The sequence below is a fragment of the Intrasporangium sp. Soil_C_50 genome, assembly GCF_057656595.1.
In genome coordinates, this window is sequence record NZ_JBDGKB010000004.1 from 141,496 (window position 1) to 164,686 (window position 23,191).

The following is a 23,191-nucleotide window of genomic DNA, read 5'->3' on the forward strand; positions in this document are numbered from 1 at the left end:
CCTCACCACCTGCTCCCACAGCGGGAGCAGTGCGTGAGGGAGCGGACCCCCACCACCCGGCACACCACACCCCCTCACAGCCTCACCACCTGCTCCCACAGCGGGAGCAGTGCGTGAGGGAGCGGACCCCCACCACCCGGCACACCACACCCCCTCACACCCTCACCACCTGCTCCCGGGGTGGGAGCAGTGCGTGAGTGGGCGGGTGGGTTCCTCCCTGTGCACAGCGCCGCAGGCGGCGGCGAGGGGACGTCTCCGGCTGGGGACGGGGCAGGCGCGGTCCAGGGCGGGTGCGCGAAGGTGGTCTCGCCACGACGCCAGGAGGGCCGATGACCGACGACGAGCCGGACGTCCCGGGCTACGTGCGCCGCGTCCGACGGCTCGCCGATCTGAGCCAGCGAGAGCTCGCCGCACACCTGGGTCTCTCGCGCGCTCAGGTCGGGCGACTGGAGACGGGCGAGCGGGACCTCAGCGTCGGCGCGCTCTCGACGATCCTGCGTCTGGCCGGGCTGCGGCTCCAGGTCGTCGACGCCTCCGGCGCCGAGGTGCTGCCCGTGCCCTGGGACGTGCTCCGCGACCACGCCGAACGACACTTCCCGAGCCACCTCGACGTCGCCGGCCCGGAGGGCATGCCAGCGCACCGGGGCGCCAACCCGCGCAAGGGCCGGCCGGACGCGAAGGGCTGGTACACCCTGCGGGACCGCCGAGCCGAGGCCCGCGAACGTGTGGGCACCCAACCCGACCATCCGACGCCCGCCGGGCTGCGTCGGGCGAGGATCGAAGGGCTCGCCCGCCGACGGGCCGAATGGCTCGAACGCCACGGCCCCGAGCCGGAGCCCGTGTGCGACTGCCTCGACGCGTGTTTCGAAGAGCTCTGCCTGCGTGCGTGCCCGTGCCAGTGCGAACCCGATCGTCGGGGCAAGACGCGTGGCCGAGCGTTTCCCGACACCGGGGACGCGTGACGCGGACGGCCGGCCGGCGCGGGGCCGCGGACGGTCCGCCGATCAGCCCAGAAGGCGCAGCAGGACGTCCGGCTGGACGCTGACGACGACGAGCACCGTGGCGGCGAGCACCAGTCCGGCGACCGCGACGCGGCCACCCCGTCGTCGGGGGACGCCAGGCACCGCGCCCGGTGCGTCCGGGGACGACACGACCGGACGCAGCCAGCGCAGGTACACCGCCACCCCGAGCACGGCATTGACCGCCGCGACGACGGCCAACCACACCCAGCCCTCGGCGACGACGGGCCGCAGGGCCACCACCTTGCCGACAAGGCCGATGATGCCGGGCGGGAGACCCGCGAGCGAGGTCAGGGCGAGGGCGAGGGCCCCGGCGCGCCACGGACTCCGGCGCCACAGGCCCTCGTAGCCGGCGAGGCTCCGACCGTCGGCCGGACGCTCGCGGACGGTGACAGCCACGACGGCAAAGGCGACGAGCGTCGCGACGACGTAGGTGAGCAGGTAGGTCGCGCTCGCCCCGACGCCGAGCGCCGAGATGCTGACGAGCGGCAGCACGACCCACCCGGCCTGCGCGACGGTCGACCACGCGAGCAGGCGCACGACGTCGTCCTGGCGCAGGGCCAGGACGTTGCCGACGGTCATGCTCAGTGCGGCGAGCAACGCGATCGACAGCAACGCCGGCGTGCCGAGCACCGACACGGCCCGCAGGACCACGAGGAGCGCGGCGAGGGCGGCGATCTTCGAGACCGTCGCGAGGAAGGCGGCGATCGGCAGCGGGGCCCCGGCGTACGCCGTCGGCGTCCACGCGTGGAACGGCACGAGCGAGAGCTTGAACCCGACACCGGCCAGGACGAGCACCGTCGCGAGCGACACGACGCCCGCCGACACCGACGGGAAGACGACCGACGCCGGAGCACCCGAAGCGGCCTCGAACGCCCCGCTCGTCGACAGGGCGGCGTCCGGCGTCAGGAACGGGCTGCCCGTCGCCGCGTACCAGAGGGCGACGCCGAGCGTCAGCAGCGCGAACGACACGAGCGACATGACGAGCAGCTGCGTGGCGCCCGCGACGGCCGAGCCTCGACCCGAGAGCGCCACGAGCACGACGACCGGCAGGGTCGCGAGCTCGAGGGCGACCAGCCACGTGCCGACGTCGCGGCTCGCGGCCACGACGACCGTCGCGGCCAGCGCCGCGAGCAGCAGCACGACCTGGACCGGCTCGGACGTCGGGCCGTGCACCCGGCGGCTGCGGGGTCGCGGCCAGGCGAGCGTCACGCACACCAGGGCGGCCACCCCGGCGACGAGCTGGAGCGCGCCGGTCAGGGCGTCGGCCTCCCAGAAGCACGACGCGGGCAGCCCCTGGACGGTCGGCAGGGCCGAGCCGGGCGGCGTCGCGAGGCACAGCGTGGATCGGGTGTCGCCCGACGCGAGACCGGGCACGGCGGCGACGGCGGTCCCGAGCGAGGCCAGCGCCGCGATCGCCCACGGGAGTCGCCGCAAGGTCGGCGCGACGAGGTCGGCGACGAGGACGAGCAGCGTCCCACCCAGCGGTACGAGCGCCGGCAGGAGGACGGCGAGGTCGAGGCTCAGCCCGTTCACGGCACCACCCCCGTACCGGTGATCAGCCCGGAGGCCGCGGCATCGGACAGTGACAGCAGCAGGTGTGGCGCCACGCCGAGCACGACGATGACGACGACGAGGGCCAGCATGACGCCCCAGCGGACGCCACGGGCGTCGGCGACGGCCTCGGCGGCCGGACCGACGGCAGCCTCGCTGCCCTCGCCCGCCCACACGATGCGCGCGACCCGGAGCGAGTAGCCCGCCGCCAGGGCCAGGCCCACCGCGCCGAGCAGGACGCAGACGCGCAGCAGGGTGACGGGCCGGCCCTCGGCCGGTGACCACGTGGCGTACAGGGCGAGGAACTCGCCCCAGAAGCTGATGAGTCCCGGCAGCCCCAAGGCGCCGGCCAGGCCGACGACGAGCACTCCACCGAGGCGAGGAGCCTTGTCGCGCAGCGCGGCCCGGGCCACCCTCAGGTCGGCCGAGCCCCACCGTTCCTTGAGCTCGCCGACGACGAGGAACAGCAGGGCCGACACGACGCCGTGCGCGATGTTGCCGAAGAGCGCGGCCTGCAGACCGGTCTCGCTGCCCGAGGCGATCGCCAGCGCGACGAAGCCCATGTGCGCCACGGAGCTGTAGGCGATGAGCCGCTTGAGGTCGCGCTCGACGAGGCAGGCCAGGCCTCCCCAAAGGATGCCGACGACGCCGAGGACGGCGAGCAGCGGCGCGAGAGCGGCGATGCCGGCCGGAACCGTCGGCACGACCAGGCGCACGATCCCGTAGGTGCCCATCTTCAGCAGGACGGCCGCGAGGAGCACCGAGCCCGCCGTGGGGGCGATGGTGTGCGCCGACGGCAGCCACGTGTGCAGCGGCCACAGCGGGACCTTGATGCCCAGGCCGAGCAGGAGCACGGCCGCGATGGCGACCTGCAACGGCCGGGCCAGTCCCTGGCCATGTCGGGCCGCGAGGGCCACGAGGTCGGACGTGCCCTGGTGGTGCACGAGGAAGAGGATCCCGACGAGCATGAGTGTCGAGCCGAGGACCGTGAACAGCACGAACCGGCCCGCCGCGTCGGCCCGAGCCTCGTCGGGCACGTGGTCGTCGCCGAACCGGCGGATCAGCACCCACATCGGCACGAGCACGACCTCGAAGGCGATGAAGAAGAGGATGGCGTCGCGGGCCAGGAACGTGCCGAGGGCACCGGTCTCGACGAGGAGGATGCAGCCGAGGAAGGTCGACCCGGTGCCGCCCCTGGGGATCGGGCCGGACAGCGCGTGGGCGACGACGCCGACGGTGAGCAGGGCCGTCAGGAGCACGAGCGCGGCCGAGACGCCGTCGACCCCGAAGTGCCAGCGCACCCCGAGCGCGCGGATCCACGGCGCGTCGACCTCGGCCCGGGTGGCCACGACGACGACGGCGAGGACGGCCGTGACGACGGACGCCCCCAGGGCGATCCCGCGCTCGGCCCGGGACTCGCCGGGGATGGCGACGAGGGCGATGGCCGCGAGCAGCGGCACGAGGAGCATCACGGTCAGCGCCATGCGGCCACCCCCAGGACGGCCACGGCGACGGCACCGACGAGCAGGGCCACGAGCGCGGACGACGGCACGCCCCGGTGCGCGCGGTCACCGAGACGCCCGAGCCCGCGGACGACCACGGCGGCGGCCCGCGGGTAGGCATCGACGACGTCACGGTCGAGGGTCACGACGAGGCGAGCGGTGGCGGTGACGGCTCGTCCGACCCCGACGTAGGCGGCGTCGATGCCGAAGCCGCGGACTGCATTGTCGCGCAGGCCTGCCGGGACCCGCTCGGCGACGTCGACGCGACCTTGCCCGCTCAGCGACCAGACCGCGAACGCGGCCCCCACGACGAGGAGCACGGACAGCATCGCGCTGAGCAGGCCCACGTGGATCCCTCCGCGCAGACCGGTGAGGAAGAGCGTGCCGACGACGCAGAGCGCCGCGAGGACCGAGACGACGAGGGCCGCGGACAGGGTGATGGGTGCGTGCCCGTGGGCGTGGACGCGCTCGACCTCGGCATCGTCGGCGCTGTCGGCGGCGGTCACCACGGCGACGTCCTTCTCGGCGACGACGACCTCGGCGGCCTCCGGGCCCTCGAGCAGCTCGCCGGCATCCGAGGTGTCCACGACCTCCTCGGCCACCGGGGTGTCGAGGAGCAGCCAGGCGCGGGTGCAGTAGGCCGCCGTGAGCACGACGGTGACGAAGAGCGCGACAACGACGATCGTCGCGCCGACGCCCTCGCCCTCGAGGGCGGCGTCGATGACGGTGTCCTTGGTGAAGAAGCCGATGAGGGGCGGGACGCCCGCGAGCGAGGCGAGGCCGATGCCGGTGGCCCACCGCAGGGCGCCCGTGGGCCGGAGGCGTCCGCGGAGCGCCACGAGGGCGGTGGCCCCGGCGAGCACCGACAGCCAGCCGGCGGCGAGGAAGAGCAGCGCCTTGAAGAACGCGTGGCCGATGAGCTGGGACAGGCCCGCGCCGGGCCCGAGGTCGTGCGGCGCGGTGGCGAGCGCCGAGAGCATGATCGCGATCTGGCTCAGCGTCGAGTAGGCGAGCAACCGCTTGAGGTCGGTCTGGACGAGGGCGAGCAGCGCGGCGTAGACCATCGTCACCGCGGTGAGGACCGCGAGGAACGTGCGAGCGCCGTCGTGCGAGGCGTAGAGCGAGAAGAGCCGGGCGATGACGTACGTGCCGGCCGCGACCATCGTCGCCGCGTGGATCAGCGCCGACGCCGGGGTCGGGCCCTCCATGGCGTCGGGCAGCCAGTCGTGGAACGGGATCAGGCCGGACTTGCCGGCGACGCCGACGGCCACGCCGACGAGGCCGATGGTCAGTGCCGTCGTGCTCCCGTTCGCGGAGATGACGGCGAGCAGGTCGGTGCTGCGGGCCCGGACGGCGAGCGCGACGATGCCGACGACCATGCCGATGTCGGCGACGCGGGTGACGAGGAACGCCTTGTAGGCGGCGCGGCGCGCGGCGGGTCGCTCGCTGTCGTGGCCGATGAGCAGCCACGAGCACCAGCCCATGATCTCCCAGCCGACGAGGACGAGCACGAGGTCGGAGGCCTGGACGAGGAGCAGCATGCCCGCGGCGAAGAGCGAGACCGTCGCCGCGAAGCGTCCGTAGCGCGGGTCGTCGTGCAGGTACCAGACGGTGAACACCTGGATCCCGAGCACGACGACGGCCACGACGAACGCCACGAGCCCGGACACCCGGTCGGAGAGCAGGTGCAGCGGCACGGACAGGTCACCCAGCGGCAGCGCGCCGAAGGTGTCGATGTCGGCCGTGCGCGACGGCGCGACCCACTGGACGAGCGCGAGCACGGTGACGAGCGTCGAGGCGCCCACCGCGATCGCGGCCGACACCCGACGCTGCCGGTGCACGAGCAGGCCGCCGAGCGCCGCGAGCGCCGGCAGGACCACGATCAGACGCACGACCCAGCTCATGCGTGCACCTCCGGGCCGGCCTGCGCCGGCTCGGCGGGCACGTCACCCTCGCCAACTGCGTCGGACTCACCGGACGCGTCGGGCTCACCGGACGCGTCGGCGCCCTCGGCGTCGTCGAGGTCGTCTGGGTCGGGGCCGTCGTCGAGGACGGGCACCCGCGTCAGGTCGACGTGGCCGGCAGTGCGGAACAGCACGAGGACGATCGCGAGCGCCACGACGACCTCGGCGGCCGCGATGGTGATGACGAAAAGCGTCAGCACCGCGCCTGCTGCGAGGGGCGAGCCCGACCGCGAACCGGCCGTGACGAGAAGGAGGTTCGCGGAGTTGAGGACGAGCTCGACTCCGATGAGCACGAGCACCGCGTTGCGCCGGGCGAGGATGCCGAAGACGCCCGCTCCGGCCAGCACGGCGACGAGGAGCACGGGCAGCTCGAGGTGGATCACGACGCCGCTCCCGGGCCGGCGGTGCGGGCGCGGGCGGGGTCGACGGCATCGACCGTTCCCCGGTGCAGCACGATGCGCGACACCGCGAAGGCGCCGATGAGCGCGACGAGCAGGAGCACCGACAGCAGCTCGAAGGGCCACACCCACGTGCCGAAGACGGCCTGGGCGATGCGCGGCGTGGCCGACGGGGCGTCGTCGAGGGAGGCCGTGGCCCCCGAGAAGAGCGGCAGGAGGAGCGCGCCGAGCAGCGCCGCGCTCGCGGCCCCGAGGAGCGCGCCGACGACACGCTGCCATACCGGGGTGTCGATCTCGGCGTGCGGGCCGATCGGTGCGCGGGTCAGCATGAGTGCGAAGAGCACGAGCACGACGACGGCTCCGACGTACACCAGCAGCTGGACGAGGCCGACGAGCTCCTGGCCGAGCACGAGGTAGCAGCCGGCGAGCGACCCCAGCGAGACGAGCAGCCACAGCGCCGCGTGCACGACGTGGCGGGTCGTGACGGCGAGCAGCGCCGTGAGGCCCGTGATCGCGCCGACGGCGACGAACACGATGTCGCGGGTCGTCACGCGTCGCCCTCCTCGTCGCGGGGCTCCGGCTCGGAGTCGGGCGTGGAGTCGGGCGTCGAGGAGGTCGGCAGGACCTGCGTCTCGTCGCCGGTGGCCGACGCGGCCTCGGCTTCGGCCGCAGCCGCTCCTGCCGCGGGCAGCGGTCGCGTCGGCGTCGTGTCACGTGCGGGACGGGCGGGAGCCTCGGACGCGGTGCCGGTTGCCGTGTCGCGCGCGGGACGGACGCGGGTCGGGCGAGCCGGCGCCCCGGCGTCGGTACCCGCGCCGGCGGCCCCGCGCGCACCCCGCGCCGGGCGGGACGAGGCGGCGACCTCGGCAGGCTCGGCGCTGCCGGGGTCGAGCGCCGGCGGCGGCGGCACGGTGGCCATCCACGCGCCGAGCCGGCCCTTCTCGTGCAACAGGTCGCGGATGTCGAGCTCGGCGTACTCGAACTCGGGGCTCCAGTGCAGGGCGTCGAACGGGCAGGCCTCGATGCAGATGCCGCAGTACATGCACAGCGAGAAGTCGATGGCGAAGCGGTCGAGGACGTTGCGCTGGCGGGCCCGGCCCCCGGGGGTCGTCGGCGGCACCTCCTCCTTGTGGGAGTCGATGTAGATGCACCAGTCGGGGCACTCGCGCGCGCAGAGCATGCACGAGGTGCAGTTCTCCTCGGTGAGCGCGATGACCCCCCGGGTGCGTGGCGGCAGGGCCGGCGCGACGTCGGGGTACTCGACCGTGTGCGTCCGGCGCGTCATGGTCCGGGCCGTCTGCGCGAGTCCCTTGACGAGGCCGGGGACGATTCCCTCACCCACGACGCGTCACCTCCTCGGGTCGGGTCGAGCAGTTGGGCGTGGGTGCGGGGGTCGGCTCGTTCCGGAGCGTCGGGCGGCTCATCCGAGCATCACCACACCGACAGCAGTCAGGGCGAGCTGGAACAGCGACAACGGCACGAGCCACACCCAGGCGAGGCGCTGCAGCTGGTCCTCGCGCATCCGCGGCCACGACACCCGCAGCCAGATGACGACGACGGCCACCAGGAAGCCCTTGAGGAGGGTCCACACCCAGCCGAGCGTCGCCTCGAGCGGGCCGGCCCAGCCGCCGAGGAAGAGCACCGCGAACAGGAGCGAGAACACGACGATGCCGGCGTACTCGGCGAGCAGGAAGAACGCGAACCGCAGGCCGGTGTACTCGGTGAAGGCACCGAAGACGATCTCGGAGTCGGCGACCGGCATGTCGAACGGTGGCCGCTGCAGCTCGGCGAGCGCCGCGACGAGGAAGACGACCATGCCGGGCAGCTGCCAGAGCAGCCACCACGGCGTCCAGGCCTCGGCGATGCCGATGACCGACAGCGTGCCCCCGGCCAGCGCGACCGACGCCACGGACAGCACGAGCGGCAGCTCGTAGGACACCAGCTGGGCGGCGGCCCGCATGCCGCCGAGCAGCGAGTACTTGTTGGCCGAGGCCCACCCGGCCATCAGGGTGCCGACGACCCCGACGCCCACTGCGGCGAGGACGAGCACGACGCTCGCGTCGACGTCGGCCCCGACGACGCGGGGCGACAGCGGCACGACGGCGAGCGCCACGAGGTAGGGCACGAGGGCGACGAACGGCGCGAGGCGGAACACCCAGCGGTCGGCGCGGGCCGGCGTCACGTCCTCCTTCTGGACGAACTTGACGCCGTCGGCGACGAGCTGGGCCCAGCCGTGGAACCCGCCGGCGTACATCGGGCCGAGCCGGCCCTGCATGTGCGCCATGACCTTGTGCTCGGTCTGGCCGACGAGCAGCGGCAGCACGAGGAAGGCGGCGAGCACGGCGACGGCGCGCACGACGACCTCGAGCCAGGGGGTGAGCGTCATCGCGGCCCCCACTCGGGGCCGGGGACGCCCGGGGCCTGGACGCGTCGGCGACCGGGGGCGCGAGCGCTGTCGTGCCCCTCCCCCGGCTCCTTGGCGCCGGGCCACTGCTTCGACGCGCGGGCCGCGAGCACGAACGACTTGCGCAGCGGCGTGCCCTCGAAGCCCTCCGGCAGCAGGAGCGGGCGCAGGCCGAGGCCGGTGCCGTCGTCGAAGCCGTCGAAGTCGATGCCGAACATCTCGTGGGTCTCGCGCTCGTGCCAGGCGGCGCCGGCGAAGACCGGTGTCAGCGACGGCACGGGCCGGTCGGCGGGCACGCGGGTGCGCACGAGGACGCCGGTGGCGGCCCCGGGGGTCGAGGGGTCGATGAGGTGGCAGACGACGTCGAAGCCGGGCGCGTCGTCGCGGTCGGTCTCGTCGACGGCGGTGAGCCAGTCGAAGTAGGTGTGCCCCGCCTCGCGCAGCTGCAGGACGGTGCTCGCCCACTCGCCGAGCGGCAGGTCGCGCGGGTCGGCGGTGATCATCGGTCGGCCCCCGACGGTGCGCCGGCGCCGGGCGTGCCGGGCGTGCGGGTCGCGTCGGGCGCGTCGGGCGCGTCGGGCGCGTCGGGCGCGTCGGGCGCGTCGGGCGCGTCGGGCGTCGGCACCGCACCGGACCCGCGGGCCGGGCGCGACAGGAGGGGACGACGCACGTCGCCGGAGCTCGCGACGCGGTGGCCGGCGTACCGGCCGCGGATCCGCTGGGCCGACAGCCGCTCGTCGGCGATCTGCTCCTGCAGGCGGATGATGCCGTGCAGCAGGGCCTCGGGCCGTGGCGGGCACCCCGGCACGTAGACGTCCACGGGGATGACCTGGTCGACGCCCTTCGTGACCGAGTAGGAGTCCCAGTACGGGCCGCCGGAGTTGGAGCAGGCACCGAAGGAGATGACGTACTTCGGCTCGGGCATCTGGTCGTAGAGACGGCGGATCGCCGGGGCCATCTTGTCGGTGACCGTGCCCGAGACGACCATGAGGTCGGCCTGCCGGGGGCCGGGGGCGAAGGGGATGACGCCGAGCCGGATGAAGTCGTGGCGCCCCATCGAGGCGGCGATGAACTCGATGGCGCAGCAGGCGAGCCCGAAGTTGAACACCCAGAGCGAGTAGCGCCGGCCCCAGTTGAGCACGACCTTGATCGGTCGCGGGGCGTGGCCGCCGAGGGCACCCATCCGCACGGGCGCGTGCGGCGACGCGACGGTCGGCATCGGCAGGTCGACAGGCTGTCCCTGCTGGTTCGGCTGCTGGTTCGGCTGCTGGTTCGGCTGCTGGCCCGGGTTCGCCGCCATCACACCCACCTCAGCAGGCCGCGTCGGCCCGCGTGCGCGAGCCCGAGGACGATGACGCCGATGAAGATGCCCATCTCGACGAGGCTGGCACGGCCGATCGACGCGTCGCGCAGGACGAGCGCCCACGGGAAGAGGTAGATGGCGTCGACGGCGAAGACGACGTAGAGGAAGCTGAAGACGAAGTAGCGCACCTTGGTCTGGGCCCAGCCCTCGCCGACGGGGTCGACGCCGGACTCGTAGGTGGTCAGCTTGGCCGGCAGCGGGGCGCTCGGGGCCAGGAGCCGACGAGCGAGCATCGCGGCGGTCACGAGGACGACGCCTGCGGCGAGCACCGCTGCGACGGCTGCGTACCCGGACATGTCGGCCAGCCTATCCATGCCTGCTGGTGCGTGGCACGGTGCGGTCCGCGGCATCCGGGCTGGCCTGCGGCCCATGGTTCACAGGGGAAGCAGGGACCAGGACGACGTCGTGCCCGACCGCCCCTCGCGCGGACCCGTGCTGCGGTTCGTCCCCGGGTGCCTGCTCGTCCTCGCGGTGACGGCGCCCGCACGCTGAGGTCGGCGTTCGCTCTCCCGCCCCGGCGTCCGTAGGGCGCCCCACGACCCGAACCCCGGGGCACGAATCGACGTCGTCCACGTTGTGGCACCTGCACAAAGTGGGCCGATGTGCGTCATAGCATGGAAGAAGCCCGCCGCGTGCTGCCCCGGGCCGTGAATCGTAGGAATTCGAGGACGTCGCAGAGCATGAGCACCAAGAAGGTCCAGCAGCTCGATCGCGTGGTCATACGGTTCGCCGGGGACTCCGGCGACGGCATGCAGCTGACCGGCGACCGCTTCACGTCGCAGACGGCGCTGCTCGGCAACGACCTGTCCACGCTGCCGAACTTCCCCGCCGAGATCCGCGCACCCCAGGGCACCCTGCCCGGCGTCTCCAGCTTCCAGCTGCACTTCGCCGACCACAACGTCCTGACGCCGGGCGACGCCCCGGACGTCCTCGTCGCGATGAACCCGGCCGCGCTCAAGGCCAACCTGCGCGACCTGCCCCGCGGCGCCACGCTCATCGTCAACACCGACGAGTTCTCGAAGCGGAACCTCTCCAAGGTCGGCTACGCCCAGAGCCCGCTCGAGGACGGCTCCCTCGAGTCGTGGCACGTGCACCCCGTGGCCCTCACCTCGATCACGGTCGAGGCGCTCGCCTCGTTCACCGACCTGACCCGCAAGGAGAAGGAGCGCGCGAAGAACATGTTCGCGCTCGGCCTCCTGTCGTGGCTCTACACCCGCCCGATGGAGGGCACCGAGTCCTTCCTCAAGGGCAAGTTCGCGAGCAAGCCGGACATCCTCGAGGCCAACCTCGCCGCGCTGCACGCCGGGTTCAACTACGGCGAGACCACCGAGGACTTCGCCGTCGCCTACGAGGTGGCCCCGGCCCGGATGCGCTCGGGCGCCTACCGCAACGTCACCGGCAACGTCGCGCTCTCGCTCGGCCTCGTGGCCGCCGCCCACCGGGCCGGCCTGCCGCTGTTCCTCGGCTCCTACCCGATCACCCCGGCCTCCGACATCCTCCACACCCTCGCCGGCCTCAAGCGCTACGGCGTCGCGACCATGCAGGCCGAGGACGAGATCGCCGGCGTCGGGGCCGCCCTCGGGGCCAGCTTCGGCGGGGCGCTCGGCGTCACGACGACCTCCGGCCCGGGCCTGGCGCTCAAGGCCGAGACGATCGGCCTCGCGGTCTCGCTCGAGCTGCCGCTCATCGTCTGCGACATCCAGCGCGGCGGCCCGTCCACCGGGCTGCCGACCAAGACCGAGCAGGCCGACCTGCTCCAGGCGATGTTCGGCCGCAACGGCGAGTCGCCCGTGGCCGTCGTCGCCCCGGCCACGCCGGCCGACTGCTTCGACACCGCCCTCGAGGCCGTCCGCATCGCCACGACCTACCGCACCCCGGTCATCGTGCTGTCCGACGGCTACCTCGCCAACGGGTCCGAGCCGTGGCGCCTGCCTCGCACGGCCGAGCTGCCCGACCTCACCGTCGAGCACGCCACGGAGCCCAACGCCACCGACGCCGACGGCAACCCGGTGTTCCACCCGTACCTGCGCGACCCCGAGACCCTCGCCCGGCCGTGGGCCGTGCCGGGCACGCCGGGCCTCGAGCACCGTGTCGGCGGCATCGAGAAGGCCGACGTCACGGGCAACATCTCCTACGACCCGGACAACCACGACCACATGACGCGGCTGCGCCAGGCCAAGATCGACGGGATCGCCGACACCATCGACCCGCTCGAGGTCGACGACCCGACCGGCGACGCCGACGTCCTCGTCCTCGGCTGGGGCTCGACGTACGGGCCGATCGCGGCGGGCGTGCGCCAGGCCCGCGCCCGGGGCGCCCGCGTCGCGCAGGCCCACCTGCGCCACCTCAACCCGTTCCCCGCCAACACCGGGGAGATGCTGCGCGCCTACGACCGCGTCATCGTCCCGGAGATGAACCTCGGCCAGCTGGCCCTGCTGCTGCGGGCGAAGTACCTCGTCGACGTCGAGTCGCACACCTCGGTGCGCGGGCTGCCGTTCCAGGCCGGCGACCTCGCCGACGTCATCGCCGCGGCGTCCGCGTCATCCGCGTCATCTGCGTCGTCGGTCCCGGAGCCACGGGCCGCGAACGGCGGGACGAACGGCACCACGAACGGCGGCGCCAACGGCAGCACGACCGACGAGCGCGTGAAGGAGACCGCGAAGTGAGCACCGACCTCGGCATGCCCGCCATCGGCACCGCCGGCGTCCCGCGCCTCGACGAGGGCGTCGCGCTGACGAAGAAGGACTTCACCTCCGACCAGGAGGTGCGCTGGTGCCCCGGCTGCGGCGACTACGCGATCCTCGCCGCGGTCCAGGGCTTCCTGCCCGAGCTGGGCCTGCGCCGCGAGAACATCGTCTTCGTCTCCGGCATCGGCTGCAGCTCGCGCTTCCCGTACTACCTCGACACGTACGGCATGCACTCGATCCACGGTCGCGCGCCGGCCATCGCCACCGGCCTGGCCGCCACGCGCGAGGACCTGTCGGTGTGGGTCGTCACCGGCGACGGCGACGCGCTGTCGATCGGCGGCAACCACCTCATCCATGCGCTGCGCCGCAACGTCAACCTCAAGATCCTGCTGTTCAACAACGAGATCTACGGCCTGACCAAGGGCCAGTACTCGCCCACCTCGCAGATCGGCCAGGTCACCAAGTCCACGCCGCTCGGCTCGCTCGACACCCCGTTCAACCCGGTCTCGCTGGCGCTCGGCGCCGAGGCGAGCTTCGTGGCGCGGACGATGGACTCCGACCGCCAGCACCTGACCGCGGTGCTGCGGGCCGCGGCCGAGCACCGCGGGTCGGCCTTCGTCGAGATCTACCAGAACTGCCCGATCTTCAACGACGGCGTCTTCGACGTCCTCAAGGACCGCACCGAGGCGGCCGCCCGGATCCTGCACCTGTCCGACGGCGAGGAGGTCGGCACCGCCGAGACCGTCGTCGTGCGTGACGACCGCGGGTCGCTCGCGGTCGTGCCGCGCGCCGAGGCCGACCCGGCCCGCGTCGTCGTCCACGACGCCGGCGCCACCGACCCGTCGGCCGCCTTCGCCCTCTCGCGCCTCGACTCCCCCGACCTCGGCCACGTGCCGATGGGGATCTTCCGCAACGTGTCGCGCCCGACCTACGACGACCTGCTCCGCGAGCAGGTGGCCTCGGCGCGCACCACCGAGATCACCGACGCCGACATCGACGCCCTCCTCGCCGGCCGCGACACGTGGACCGTCGGCGAGACGCCCGACGCGTGACGGCCTCCCGTCCGACCTTCCGTCCGGTGTCGCGCCCTTCGTCGCGCACCGGCGGCCTGACTCTCGGCTCGCCCGAGGGTGAGGTCGGGCGCGGCACCCTGCTCGGCTTCGCCGCCTACGGCCTGTGGGGGCTGTTCCCGCTCTACTTCGACGCCCTGCGCCCGGCCGGCGCCTGGGAGATCCTCGCCAACCGGATCCTCTGGACGCTGCTCTTCTGCGCGCTCGTCCTGCTCGTGCGCCGCGACTTCGCCTGGGTCGCACCGCTGCTGCGCCGGCCCCGGCTGCTCGTCGGGCTCGCCGTCGCGGCCGTGCTCATCGCCGTCAACTGGGTCGTCTACGTCGCGGCCGTCGTGTCGGGCAACACGAGCGAGGCGGCCCTCGGCTACTTCCTCAACCCGCTCGTCACCGTCGCACTCGGCGTCGTCGTGCTGCGCGAGCGGCTGCGCGTGCTCCAGTGGGTCGCCGTCGGCATCGGCGCCGCGGCCGGGGTGTACCTCGGTGTCGCGGGCGGACGCGTGCCGTGGGTCGCGCTCTCCCTCGCCGTGTCGTTCGCGCTCTACGGGCTGACGAAGAAGAAGCTCGGGGCGAGCCTCGAGGCGATGCACGGCCTGACCGTCGAGACCGTCATCCTGGCTCCGGTCGCGACCGTGACGCTCCTCGTCGTCGGCTCACAGGGCGAGCTCGAGTTCGGCCACCACGGCGCAACGCACACGACGCTGCTCGTGCTCTCGGGCGTCGTCACCGCGGTGCCGCTGCTGTGCTTCGCCGCCGCGGCCCGACGCGTCCCGCTCGTGACGATCGGCCTCATCCAGTTCATCACCCCGGTCATGCAGCTGCTCTGCGCGGTGCTGCTCCTCGGCGAGCACCTGCCGGCCGAGCGGTGGGTCGGCTTCGGCATCGTCTGGGTCGCCCTGCTCGTCCTGACGACCGACTCGCTCCTCAGCGTCGGGGCCAACCGGCGCGCCAACCGCCTCGCCGCACTCGAGCCGCGTCCGGTACCCGCCGACGACTGCCCCCGCTGACCGAGGTCCTGACCCGCCGGGACCAGCCTCCGAGGGGGCAGGATGAGGTCATGAGCGCAGTGACGCCGAGCAGGGGAAGCACCGGGAGCGCCGCCGGGGTCGACAGCGCCCCGACCCGCACCGAGCACGACTCGATGGGCGAGGTGCAGGTACCGGCCGACGCTCTCTGGGGCGCACAGACGGCCCGCGCCGTGGAGAACTTCCCGATCAGCGGTCAGCCGGTCCCGCCGGGCGTCGTGCACGCCCTGGCCCGGCTCAAGGCCGCCGCGGCCCGGGTCAACGCCGACCTCGGCGTGCTCGAGCCCCCGATGGCGCAGGCCGTCGCCGCCGCGGCCGACGCGGTCGCGCGGGGCGAGCACGACGACCAGTTCCCCGTCGACGTCTTCCAGACCGGATCGGGCACCTCGACGAACATGAACGTCAACGAGGTCGTCGCGCGCCTCGCCCACCTCTCCTCGGGACTGGCCGTGCACCCCAACGACCACGTCAACGCCGGCCAGTCGAGCAACGACACCTTTCCCAGCGCGCTGCGCGTGGCCGCCACCGTGGCGGCCATGACCGACCTCGCTCCGGCGCTCGAGCACCTGGCAAGAGCCCTGGGGCGCAAGGAGACCGAGTTCGCCGACGTCGTCAAGGCAGGGCGCACCCACCTCATGGACGCCGTGCCCGTCACCCTCGGCCAGGAGTTCGGGGGCTACCGCCGGCAGGTCGAGCTCGGCGTCGAGCGGGTGCGCCACGCGGCCGGCGCGACGGCCGAGCTTCCCCTCGGCGGCACCGCGGCCGGCACGGGCCTCAACGCCGCACCGGGCTTCGCCGCGGCCGTCATCGAGCGGGTGTCCGGCGACACCGGGGTCGCGTTCCGCGAGGCACAGGACCACTTCGAGGCGCAGTCGACCCAAGACGCCGTCGTCGAGCTGTCGGGGGCTCTCAAGGTCGTCGCCGTCGGCCTGACGAAGATCTGCAACGACCTGCGGTGGATGTCCTCGGGGCCGCGCACCGGCCTCGGCGAGATCCACCTGCCCGACCTCCAGCCCGGCTCGAGCATCATGCCCGGCAAGGTCAACCCCGTCGTGCCGGAGGCCACCCTCATGGTGTGCGCCCAGGTCATCGGCAACGACGTCACGGTGACCACCGCGGGCGCTGCCGGCAACTTCGAGCTCAATGTCATGCTGCCGGTCCTGGCTCGCAACGTCCTCGAGTCGCTGACGCTGCTCGCCGCGACGGCGCGCCTGCTCGCCGACCGCTGCATCGACGGGATCACGGCCGAGGTCAAGCACGCCCGCACCCTCGCCGAGAGCTCACCGTCGGTCGTCACCCCGCTCAACCGCTACCTCGGCTACGAGACCGCCGCGGCCGTCGTCAAGCAGGCGGTCCGCGAGCGCAGGACGATCCGGGAGGTCGTCATCGAACAGGGCCACGTCGCCGACGGACGCCTCACCGAGGAGCAGCTCGACGCCGCCCTCGACGTGCTCGCCATGACGCGTCCGCCGAGCCGATCGTGACCGCCGGCGAGCAGGTCGGCGGGCTGACTCTCAAGACGCGCGCCGGACGGCTCGTCGTCACGGCAGCCGTGCTCGGCTCCGGGATGGCGATGCTCGACGGCACCGTCGTCAACGTCGCCCTCGTGCGCATCGGCCGCGAGCTGTCCGCCGATCTGGCTGGGCTGCAGTGGATCTCGAACGGCTACCTCCTCGCGCTCGCCTCGCTCATCCTGCTGGGCGGCTCGCTGGGCGACCGCTACGGGCGCCGACGCGTCTTCGTCATCGGCGTCGCCTGGTTCACCCTCGCCTCGGCGGCGTGCGGCCTGGCCCAGTCGCCCGGGCAGCTCATCGCGGCCCGGGTGCTCCAGGGCATCGGCGGAGCCCTGCTGACCCCGGGCAGCCTCGCGATGATCCAGTCGACGTTCCGCCACGACGACCGTGGCCGCGCCATCGGCGCATGGTCCGGCCTGGGTGGCATCGCGGCCGCCATCGGCCCGTTCGTCGGCGGCTGGCTCGTCGAGTACGCGAGCTGGCGCTGGGCGTTCCTGCTCAACGTGCCCCTCGGCATCATCACCGTGATCATCGCGGTGACCGCCGTGCCCGAGACGCGCGACGCCGAGGCCGACCACACCTTCGACGTCGCCGGTGCGGTGCTCGCGACGCTCGCGCTCGGCGTCACGACCTTCGCCCTCATCGAGCACGACGCGCTCGGCGCCGGGGGCACGGTGGCCGTCGCGACGGCGGGGGTCCTGCTCGGGGTCGCCTTCGTCGTCGTCGAGCGCCGCACCCACCACCCCATGGTGCCGCCGTCACTGTTCGCCTCGCGCCAGTTCAGCGCCGCCAACGGCATGACGCTGCTCGTCTACGCGGCGCTCGGCGCCGTCTTCTTCTTCCTCACCCTCCAGCTGCAGACGGTGCTCGGGTGGGGGCCGCTGCCGGCCGGCGTCGCCACCCTGCCGATCACCGTACTCATGCTCCTGTTCGCGGCCCGCGGCGGCGAGCTCGCGGCGCGCATCGGGCCACGCGTGCCCATGACGGTCGGGCCCATCTTCTGCGGGCTCGGCACGCTGCTGCTCGCCGGCGTCGGCGCGTCGTCGTCGTACTGGACCGGGGTGCTGCCCGGCGTCACGGTCTTCGGGGTCGGACTGGTGCTGCTCGTGGCGCCGCTCACCGCCACGGTGCTCGCCGCGGCCCCGGACCGCTTCGCCGGCGTGGCCAGCGGCGTCAACAACGCCGTGGCCCGGTCGGGCAGCCTGCTGGCCGTGGCCGCGCTCCCCGCCGCCGTCGGCCTGTCCGGCGCGGACTACGCCCGACCCGTGGCGTTCTCGTCGGCCTACCGCACGGCGATGCTCGTCTGCGCGGTCATGCTCCTCGCCGGTGCCGCCGTGTCGTGGCTGCTCATCCGCAACGACGTACCTGAGCCCGAGGGCGAACCCCGCCAGAAGGTCGAGGAGCCCGTCGCCGCGATAGGCGCCGGCCCACGGAGCCCGGCCGGCTGGTCCTGCTCGGGCATCCAGGGCTGCCCCGGCACGAGCGCCGAGCGCCCCGGTCCGGTCGGAGCCGCACGATGACGCTGGACGACGTCGAGGCCTACCTCGCGACGCTCGAGGGCTGCCGCGCCCGACGCGTCGAGGGCCGGCGCGCCTGGTACGTGGACGGCCTGCTCGTGGCGCGGGCCGACGCCCCCGGCACGGTGCTCGTGCGCCTCGGAGGCGCGGACCGGGAACGGCTCGTGGCCGAGCACCCGGACACCTTCGGGGTGCCACCCGCCTGGGAGTCGCACACCAAGGTGCAGGCCGACCTCTCCGGCGACCGGTCAGCCATCGAGGCAGCCTTAGGCATCGCCTGGGAGCGCCAGCGCGCTGCACGCACCACCTGACCCGCTCCGCTGACAGCGAGGGCCATGGCGCTGTCTTCTCGAGACGGTCCTGGCCACGGGGACGGCGCCGGGTGCACTCTCGGCGTGCTCAGCATTGCTCCGCCGGGCGGACCACCCTGCGGGACAAAGCCGGTCGGCACGGTTCGTGGAGCAACGCAGAGCGCTCGCGCCGGCCGAGCGCCGAATGCACCCCTCGGTGTGCTCTGCATTGCTCCGCAGGTGGCCCAGTCCGCACGAGCCTGGCGGCTGGCACGGTTCGTGGAGCAACGCAGAGCGAGCGTGCGGGCTCGCCCTCGACGGCCCGGTTGTCTGCTGTACGCCGCTCCGCTCCCGCGGTCAGCCGAGGAACTGACTCACGGTCAGCTCGGCCCCTTGCGGGTCGCGGACGAGGGCGGTGCGGGTCCACGCGTTGTCGTCGGTGCCGAGGACCGTGCCGCCGTGGCGGGCGACGAGGTCAGCCGTGGCGTCGCGGTCGGTCACGGCGAAGGTGACGCTCCAGCGGGGTCGCTCGCCCGGCCCCAGCGGCAGCCACCACGCGACGGCGTCCTCGAACCCCGGCGGCACGTTGCCCTGCGCCTGCCGCTCGCGGATGCCGGGGTCGGTCGTCGCGTCGAGGTGGTCGCCGTAGCCCGGCCGGCGTACGAGCGTCGCGAAGCCGAGGTCGTCGAGCTGCCAGCCGAAGAGCGCGCCGTAGAAGCGGGCGGCCGCGTCGCGGTCGGCGCTGTGCAGCTCGCTGAAGTTCCAGGCACCGGGGACGTTGGCGACCTGCGCGCCGAGGCGCCGTCGGGCCTCCCAGAGGCGCACCTGCGCGCCGAAGGGGTCGGTGGCCACGACGGACCGGCCGCCCTCGCCGGCCCGGGTGGGTGGCTGGGTGACCGCGCCACCGAGCTCGGCCACCCGGGCCGCGCCGGCATCGGCGTCGTCGACGGCCACGTACGTGCTCCACGTTGGCGTCGGGCCCCCGCCCGAGTCGGGAGCGTCACCGCGCGGTTGCTCGGCGGGCCCGCCGAGGCCCGCGACGTCGGCGCCGTCGAGCTGGGCGATGACGTAGCGGAACGGCGCGTCGGGCGGCGTCGCCGGGGCGAACGTCCACCCGAGCACCGCCGCGTAGAAGGCCATCGCGGCCTCGACGTCGGGCTGCTCGGTGTCGACCCACGACGGGACACCCTCGGGGTACGTGCGCTGCATGGCTCCTCCTTCGACGGTCCGACCACCGTAGGTCGAACCGCCGACAGCCCCGCCGGCGTCACCCGCCCGGACGGGGCCGCGTCAGGAGCCGAGCACCCGCTCGAGGTAGGGGTTGGCGAACCGACGCTTCGGGTCGACGCGGTCGCGCACGGCGAGGAAGTCGTCGAACCGCGGGTACATCCCGCGCAGGTAGGCGGCGTCGCGAGTGTGCATCTTGCCCCAGTGCGGCCGACCGCCGTGGTTGACCGCGATGGCCTCGAACGCCTCGAAGTAGGCGCCCGGCTGCTGACGGTGGTACTTGTGGATCGCGACGTAGCAGCTCTCCCGCTCGTAGGCCGTCGAGAACCAGACGTCGTCGGCCGCGGCCACCCGGCACTCGACCGGGAACGAGATCTGCTCGTCGTGCGTGTCGACCCACTGCCGCAGCTCGAGCAGCACGTCGGCGAGCGAGGAACGCGGAAACGCCCACTCGGACTCCATGAACCGCACGTCGCGCGCCGTGACGAAGACCTTGTACGACCAGTCGGTGTACTGCCGCTCCGACAGCGCCCGCGAGGCGATGGCGTTGATGCCGCGGGTCGTGCGGGGCATCCGGGTGGCCACGCGGTTGGTCAGCTCGAAGAACCGGTTGGCCAGCAGGTCGTCGTCGAGCCGCTCGCGCCAGGCCGGCAGCGGCTTGGCGTTCGTCCCCGCAGGCACCCGGTTGTTGCGCTTGGTCTGCGTCCGGTCGGTGTGCGGGAACCAGTAGAACTCGAAGTGGTCGTTGGTCTCGGCCACGAGGTCGAGGTGGGCGAGCACGTCGAGGAGGGGCTCGGGCTTCTCCACGGCGTGCAGGAGGAAGGCCGGCACGACCGCGAGCGTGATCTCGGTGACGACGCCGAGGGCGCCGAGGCCCAGGCGCGCAGCCTGGAACAGCTCGGGCTCGCGCCGCGGCGAGCAGTCGACGACCGAGCCGTCGGCGAGCACGAGGCGCAGGCCCCGGATGCCCGCGGACAGCCCCTGCAGGCGCAGGCCGGTGCCGTGTGTGCCGGTGCCGGTGGCGCCGGCGATGCTCTGGCGGTCGACGTCGCCGAGGTTCGGCAGTGCGTAGCCGAAGGCCGCGAGCTCCTCGTTGAGCACGTGCAGCGGCGTACCCGCGCGCACCGTGGCCTCGCCGCGCGTCGCGTCGATCGACGTGATGCCCGTCAGCGCGCCGAGGCGCAGCTGGACGCCGTCGGTGACGGCGGCGCCGGTGAACGAGTGCCCGGCGCCGATCGCCTTGACCCGCAGGTCACGGTCGGCCGCCCGGCGCAGCTCGTCGGCCACCTCGGCCTCGCTGCGCGGCGTCGCGACCCGGGCCAGCTTCGTCGACTCGGTGCCCGCCCAGTTCGACCACTCGACGCTCCGGACGACGCGTGTCGCCTTCTCAGCCAAAGCACTGCCCTTCCCCGCGGTAGGTCGCGGCTCGTCCGACGACCTCGTCGCCACCGGCCCCGGCCACGAGCACGAACTCCGTGAACCGCTCGGCCAGCTCCCCCGCCTTGGCGTGTCGGAACCATACTCGGTCACCGAGCGCGAGCCGGTCGGCCCCCGGGCCCCGCAGCGGTGTCTGCACCTCGCCCGTGCCCTCGCGCCGCTCGAGCCGCAGGCCCTGCTCCTCGAGCGGCTCGGGCACCCGCGACCAGCCAGGGGGGCCCGACGCGACGTAGCCGCCGCCGTACGCCGTGACGACGCCGTCGGCGGGCCGTCTCACCACCGCGGTGCCGAAGAAGGCCGCCGGCGTCAGGTCGAGGGCGTCGTAGCCGTCGAAGAGCGTGGGGGCGTAGAGGCCCGACCCGGCGGCGAGCTCGGTGAGCGAGACGTCGCGTCCGGTGACGTGCAGGCTGCCGGTGCCGCCGCCGTTGACGATCTCGAGGTCGGCCAGGGCCCGTGCTGCCGCGACGACCTCGCCGCGCCGGGCGAGCAGCTCCTTGGCGGACGCCTTCTTCATCCGGCGCACCGCCGGCCCGGTGTCGGGCAGGCCCGCGATCTGGGCGTCGTAGAACATGAGGCCGACGACGACGAGGCCGTTCCCCTGCGCACGACGGATGACCGCCTCGACCTCGGCCGGCGTACGCGTCGGGGAGCGTCGGACGCCCATGTGGGCGGGACCGACCCGCAGCGAGGCGTCGACGTCGACGGCCACCCGGAGGCCGGCGTGCCCCGGCACGTCGCGGGCGATGAGGTCGACGTGCTCGACGCTGTCGACCATGACGGCGACGGACGCCCGCACCTCGGCGTCGGCGGCGATCTCGGCCAGGGCCTCGACATCGACGCTCGGGTAGGCGAGCAGCACGTCGCGCTGCCCGGAGCGCGCCCACCAGATCGCCTCGCGGGCCGAGTAGCACATGAGACCGGCGAAGCCGTCGCGCGCGAGGGCCCGCTCGATGAGCGGGCGGCAGCGCAGCGACTTCGTCGCCACGCGGATCGGCAGCCCGCCGGCCAGGCCGACGAGCGCCGACGCGTTGGCGTCGAACGCGTCGACGTCGACGACGGCGAGCGGGTAGGACAGGCCCGCGGTCGCTGCGGACAGCCGCGAGGCCGTGATCCGGCCACGGGGCGCGGCGGCGGGCGTGGAGGGGTGGCCGCTCATGAGCGCACCCTACCGAGCGTCACCTCACCACCGGCCCGCGACGTCACCCCGCGCGCTCGACGACCGACAGGGCCAGGGCCTGCAGCGCCGCCTTGGCGTCGCTGTCGGGCAACGGGTCGAGCAGCCGCTGGGCGTCGCGCGCCACGGCGAAGGTCTCCTCGCGGGCCTGCCCGAGGCCGGGGTGGCTCCGCAGCAGCTCGAGGGCCTCGGCGACGCCGGCGTCGTCGTCGGACAGGTCGGTGTCGAGCAGCTCGAGCAGCCTGGCGTCCTGCGGCTCGGACGGGTCGGCCAGCGACCGGGCCCGCAGCACCGCCAGCGTGTCGACGCCCTCGCGCAGGTCGGTCCCGGGCAGCTTGCCGGACTCCCCCGACTCGGACTCGATGTCGATGAGGTCGTCGGCCAGCTGGAAGGCGATGCCGACCTTCTCGCCGTAGAGGCGCAGCGTCTCGGCCGTCTCGGCCGAGCCACCGCTGAACATGACGCCGTAGCGCCCGGCCGTCGCGATGAGCACGCCGGTCTTGTCGGCGAGGACGCCGAGGTAGTAGTCGACCGGGTCGACGCCCTCGGGGCAGGCGCGGTCGTCACGGATCTGCCCCGCGCACAGCCGCACGAAGGTCTGAGCCTGGATGAGCACCGCCTCGGCGCCGAGCCCGGCCACCAGCTCGGAGGCCTTGCCGAAGAGCAGGTCGCCGACGAGGATCGCCGTCGAGTTGCCGAAGGCGATGTTCGCCGACGTGACGCCCCGGCGCAGGCGCCCGTCGTCCATGACGTCGTCGTGGTAGAGCGAGGCGAGGTGGGTCAGCTCGACCCCGGCCGCGGCCCGCACGACGTCGTCGTTGATGCCGTCGCCCAGCTCGGCCGCCAGCAGCGTCAGCAGCGGCCGGAACCGCTTGCCGCCGGCCTCGAGCAGGTGGCCGGACGCCTGCGCGATGAACGGGTCGTCGTGGTCGACGACCTCGCGCAGGAGGGCGTCGACCCGCTCGAGCCCGTCGCGCAGGGTGGCGGCGAGCTCGGGCGTGGCCCCCGGGATCCCGAGGACCGGCGGCGTGGCGTGCGTCGTCATCGGC

Annotated in this window: 22 protein-coding genes; 8 read left to right on the forward strand and 14 right to left on the reverse strand. The window is 73.7% G+C overall.

Features of this window, described 5'->3' with window-relative positions; all coding sequences use genetic code 11:
• The first annotated feature begins 329 nt into the window (after window positions 1-329).
• Window positions 330-962, forward strand: a complete 633-nt coding sequence (locus tag AC3A5R_RS12140; protein WP_487621014.1) for a helix-turn-helix domain-containing protein — start codon at window positions 330-332, stop codon at window positions 960-962.
• Window positions 963-1,004: 42 nt separating this feature from the next.
• Here the strand turns inward: AC3A5R_RS12140 and AC3A5R_RS12145 are convergent, their stop codons facing one another.
• The 10 genes from AC3A5R_RS12145 to AC3A5R_RS12190 all read right to left on the reverse strand — a co-directional run bounded on the left by AC3A5R_RS12145 (window position 1,005) and on the right by AC3A5R_RS12190 (window position 10,500).
• Window positions 1,005-2,555 carry a proton-conducting transporter transmembrane domain-containing protein gene (locus tag AC3A5R_RS12145; RefSeq protein WP_487621015.1) on the reverse strand — a complete coding sequence of 517 codons (1,551 nt, stop codon included), beginning with the start codon at window positions 2,553-2,555 and terminating at the stop codon, window positions 1,005-1,007.
• Window positions 2,552-4,057 carry a complex I subunit 4 family protein gene (locus AC3A5R_RS12150; RefSeq protein WP_487621016.1) on the reverse strand — a complete coding sequence of 502 codons (1,506 nt, stop codon included), beginning with the start codon at window positions 4,055-4,057 and terminating at the stop codon, window positions 2,552-2,554. Before AC3A5R_RS12150 ends, AC3A5R_RS12145 begins: the two co-directional genes overlap by 4 nt.
• Window positions 4,048-5,979 carry an NADH-quinone oxidoreductase subunit 5 family protein gene (locus AC3A5R_RS12155; RefSeq protein ID WP_487621017.1) on the reverse strand — a complete coding sequence of 644 codons (1,932 nt, stop codon included), beginning with the start codon at window positions 5,977-5,979 and terminating at the stop codon, window positions 4,048-4,050. Before AC3A5R_RS12155 ends, AC3A5R_RS12150 begins: the two co-directional genes overlap by 10 nt.
• Entirely contained in the window at window positions 5,976-6,422 is a 447-nt protein-coding gene (gene nuoK / locus AC3A5R_RS12160) for an NADH-quinone oxidoreductase subunit NuoK (protein ID WP_487621018.1), read from the reverse strand. Before nuoK ends, AC3A5R_RS12155 begins: the two co-directional genes overlap by 4 nt.
• The gene (locus AC3A5R_RS12165) at window positions 6,419-6,988 is read right to left on the reverse strand and encodes an NADH-quinone oxidoreductase subunit J family protein (RefSeq protein ID WP_487621019.1); all 570 of its coding nucleotides are present in this window, start codon (window positions 6,986-6,988) and stop codon (window positions 6,419-6,421) included. Before AC3A5R_RS12165 ends, nuoK begins: the two co-directional genes overlap by 4 nt.
• On the reverse strand, window positions 6,985-7,779 hold the full coding sequence (locus tag AC3A5R_RS12170; protein ID WP_487621020.1) for a NuoI/complex I 23 kDa subunit family protein: 795 nt from the start codon (window positions 7,777-7,779) through the stop codon (window positions 6,985-6,987). Before AC3A5R_RS12170 ends, AC3A5R_RS12165 begins: the two co-directional genes overlap by 4 nt.
• Before the next feature lie 78 nt (window positions 7,780-7,857).
• A complete protein-coding gene (locus AC3A5R_RS12175; protein WP_487621021.1) occupies window positions 7,858-8,823 on the reverse strand; it encodes a complex I subunit 1/NuoH family protein in 966 nt (321 codons plus the stop codon).
• The gene (locus AC3A5R_RS12180) at window positions 8,820-9,344 is read right to left on the reverse strand and encodes an NADH-quinone oxidoreductase subunit C (RefSeq protein WP_487621022.1); all 525 of its coding nucleotides are present in this window, start codon (window positions 9,342-9,344) and stop codon (window positions 8,820-8,822) included. The genes AC3A5R_RS12175 and AC3A5R_RS12180 overlap by 4 nt, the downstream gene beginning before the upstream one ends.
• Window positions 9,341-10,060: an NADH-quinone oxidoreductase subunit B gene (locus AC3A5R_RS12185; protein WP_487621195.1), complete on the reverse strand. Its 720-nt coding sequence runs from the start codon at window positions 10,058-10,060 to the stop codon at window positions 9,341-9,343. The genes AC3A5R_RS12180 and AC3A5R_RS12185 overlap by 4 nt, the downstream gene beginning before the upstream one ends.
• Window positions 10,061-10,140: 80 nt before the next feature.
• A complete protein-coding gene (locus tag AC3A5R_RS12190) occupies window positions 10,141-10,500 on the reverse strand; it encodes an NADH-quinone oxidoreductase subunit A (RefSeq protein WP_487621023.1) in 360 nt (119 codons plus the stop codon).
• A gap of 73 nt (window positions 10,501-10,573) precedes the next feature.
• Here AC3A5R_RS12190 and AC3A5R_RS12195 point away from each other — a divergent pair, with 73 nt between their 5' ends.
• From AC3A5R_RS12195 to AC3A5R_RS12225, 7 genes are all read left to right on the forward strand, one after another.
• Complete coding sequence (locus AC3A5R_RS12195; RefSeq protein WP_487621024.1) at window positions 10,574-10,696, forward strand: hypothetical protein; 123 nt, start codon at window positions 10,574-10,576, stop codon at window positions 10,694-10,696.
• A 188-nt stretch (window positions 10,697-10,884) separates the two neighbouring features.
• Entirely contained in the window at window positions 10,885-12,870 is a 1,986-nt protein-coding gene (locus AC3A5R_RS12200) for a 2-oxoacid:acceptor oxidoreductase subunit alpha (protein ID WP_487621025.1), read from the forward strand.
• Window positions 12,867-13,943 (forward strand): 2-oxoacid:ferredoxin oxidoreductase subunit beta, encoded by a 1,077-nt coding sequence (locus tag AC3A5R_RS12205; RefSeq protein ID WP_487621026.1) that lies wholly within the window; start codon window positions 12,867-12,869, stop codon window positions 13,941-13,943. Before AC3A5R_RS12200 ends, AC3A5R_RS12205 begins: the two co-directional genes overlap by 4 nt.
• A gap of 26 nt (window positions 13,944-13,969) precedes the next feature.
• Complete coding sequence (gene rarD / locus AC3A5R_RS12210) at window positions 13,970-14,965, forward strand: EamA family transporter RarD (protein ID WP_487621027.1); 996 nt, start codon at window positions 13,970-13,972, stop codon at window positions 14,963-14,965.
• Window positions 14,966-15,099: 134 nt separating this feature from the next.
• Window positions 15,100-16,467 (forward strand): class II fumarate hydratase, encoded by a 1,368-nt coding sequence (locus tag AC3A5R_RS12215; protein ID WP_487621196.1) that lies wholly within the window; start codon window positions 15,100-15,102, stop codon window positions 16,465-16,467.
• On the forward strand, window positions 16,464-18,017 hold the full coding sequence (locus AC3A5R_RS12220) for an MFS transporter (protein ID WP_487621028.1): 1,554 nt from the start codon (window positions 16,464-16,466) through the stop codon (window positions 18,015-18,017). The genes AC3A5R_RS12215 and AC3A5R_RS12220 overlap by 4 nt, the downstream gene beginning before the upstream one ends.
• Entirely contained in the window at window positions 18,014-18,325 is a 312-nt protein-coding gene (locus AC3A5R_RS12225; protein WP_487621029.1) for a hypothetical protein, read from the forward strand. The genes AC3A5R_RS12220 and AC3A5R_RS12225 overlap by 4 nt, the downstream gene beginning before the upstream one ends.
• 336 nt (window positions 18,326-18,661) lie before the next feature.
• Here the strand turns inward: AC3A5R_RS12225 and AC3A5R_RS12230 are convergent, their stop codons facing one another.
• The 4 genes from AC3A5R_RS12230 to AC3A5R_RS12245 form a co-directional block, all read right to left on the reverse strand.
• Entirely contained in the window at window positions 18,662-19,513 is an 852-nt protein-coding gene (locus AC3A5R_RS12230) for a VOC family protein (protein ID WP_487621030.1), read from the reverse strand.
• An 81-nt stretch (window positions 19,514-19,594) separates the two neighbouring features.
• Window positions 19,595-20,926: a D-arabinono-1,4-lactone oxidase gene (locus AC3A5R_RS12235; protein ID WP_487621031.1), complete on the reverse strand. Its 1,332-nt coding sequence runs from the start codon at window positions 20,924-20,926 to the stop codon at window positions 19,595-19,597.
• Window positions 20,919-22,124, reverse strand: coding sequence for an alanine racemase (locus AC3A5R_RS12240; RefSeq protein WP_487621032.1), 1,206 nt, complete (start codon window positions 22,122-22,124; stop codon window positions 20,919-20,921). The genes AC3A5R_RS12235 and AC3A5R_RS12240 overlap by 8 nt, the downstream gene beginning before the upstream one ends.
• 43 nt (window positions 22,125-22,167) lie before the next feature.
• Entirely contained in the window at window positions 22,168-23,187 is a 1,020-nt protein-coding gene (locus AC3A5R_RS12245) for a polyprenyl synthetase family protein (RefSeq protein WP_487621033.1), read from the reverse strand.
• Window positions 23,188-23,191: the final 4 nt, after the last annotated feature.

Coding starts and splice junctions, on each gene's coding strand:
- AC3A5R_RS12140 (WP_487621014.1), top strand. CDS start 330: ATGACCGACGACGAGCCGGACGTCCCGGGCTACGTGCGCCGCGTCCGA.
- AC3A5R_RS12150 (WP_487621016.1), bottom strand. CDS start 4,057: ATGGCGCTGACCGTGATGCTCCTCGTGCCGCTGCTCGCGGCCATCGCC.
- AC3A5R_RS12155 (WP_487621017.1), bottom strand. CDS start 5,979: ATGAGCTGGGTCGTGCGTCTGATCGTGGTCCTGCCGGCGCTCGCGGCG.
- AC3A5R_RS12175 (WP_487621021.1), bottom strand. CDS start 8,823: ATGACGCTCACCCCCTGGCTCGAGGTCGTCGTGCGCGCCGTCGCCGTG.
- AC3A5R_RS12180 (WP_487621022.1), bottom strand. CDS start 9,344: ATGATCACCGCCGACCCGCGCGACCTGCCGCTCGGCGAGTGGGCGAGC.
- AC3A5R_RS12185 (WP_487621195.1), bottom strand. CDS start 10,060: ATGCCGACCGTCGCGTCGCCGCACGCGCCCGTGCGGATGGGTGCCCTC.
- AC3A5R_RS12190 (WP_487621023.1), bottom strand. CDS start 10,500: ATGTCCGGGTACGCAGCCGTCGCAGCGGTGCTCGCCGCAGGCGTCGTC.
- AC3A5R_RS12195 (WP_487621024.1), top strand. CDS start 10,574: ATGGTTCACAGGGGAAGCAGGGACCAGGACGACGTCGTGCCCGACCGC.
- AC3A5R_RS12200 (WP_487621025.1), top strand. CDS start 10,885: ATGAGCACCAAGAAGGTCCAGCAGCTCGATCGCGTGGTCATACGGTTC.
- AC3A5R_RS12215 (WP_487621196.1), top strand. CDS start 15,100: ATGGGCGAGGTGCAGGTACCGGCCGACGCTCTCTGGGGCGCACAGACG.
- AC3A5R_RS12225 (WP_487621029.1), top strand. CDS start 18,014: ATGACGCTGGACGACGTCGAGGCCTACCTCGCGACGCTCGAGGGCTGC.
- AC3A5R_RS12230 (WP_487621030.1), bottom strand. CDS start 19,513: ATGCAGCGCACGTACCCCGAGGGTGTCCCGTCGTGGGTCGACACCGAG.
- AC3A5R_RS12240 (WP_487621032.1), bottom strand. CDS start 22,124: ATGAGCGGCCACCCCTCCACGCCCGCCGCCGCGCCCCGTGGCCGGATC.
- AC3A5R_RS12245 (WP_487621033.1), bottom strand. CDS start 23,187: ATGACGACGCACGCCACGCCGCCGGTCCTCGGGATCCCGGGGGCCACG.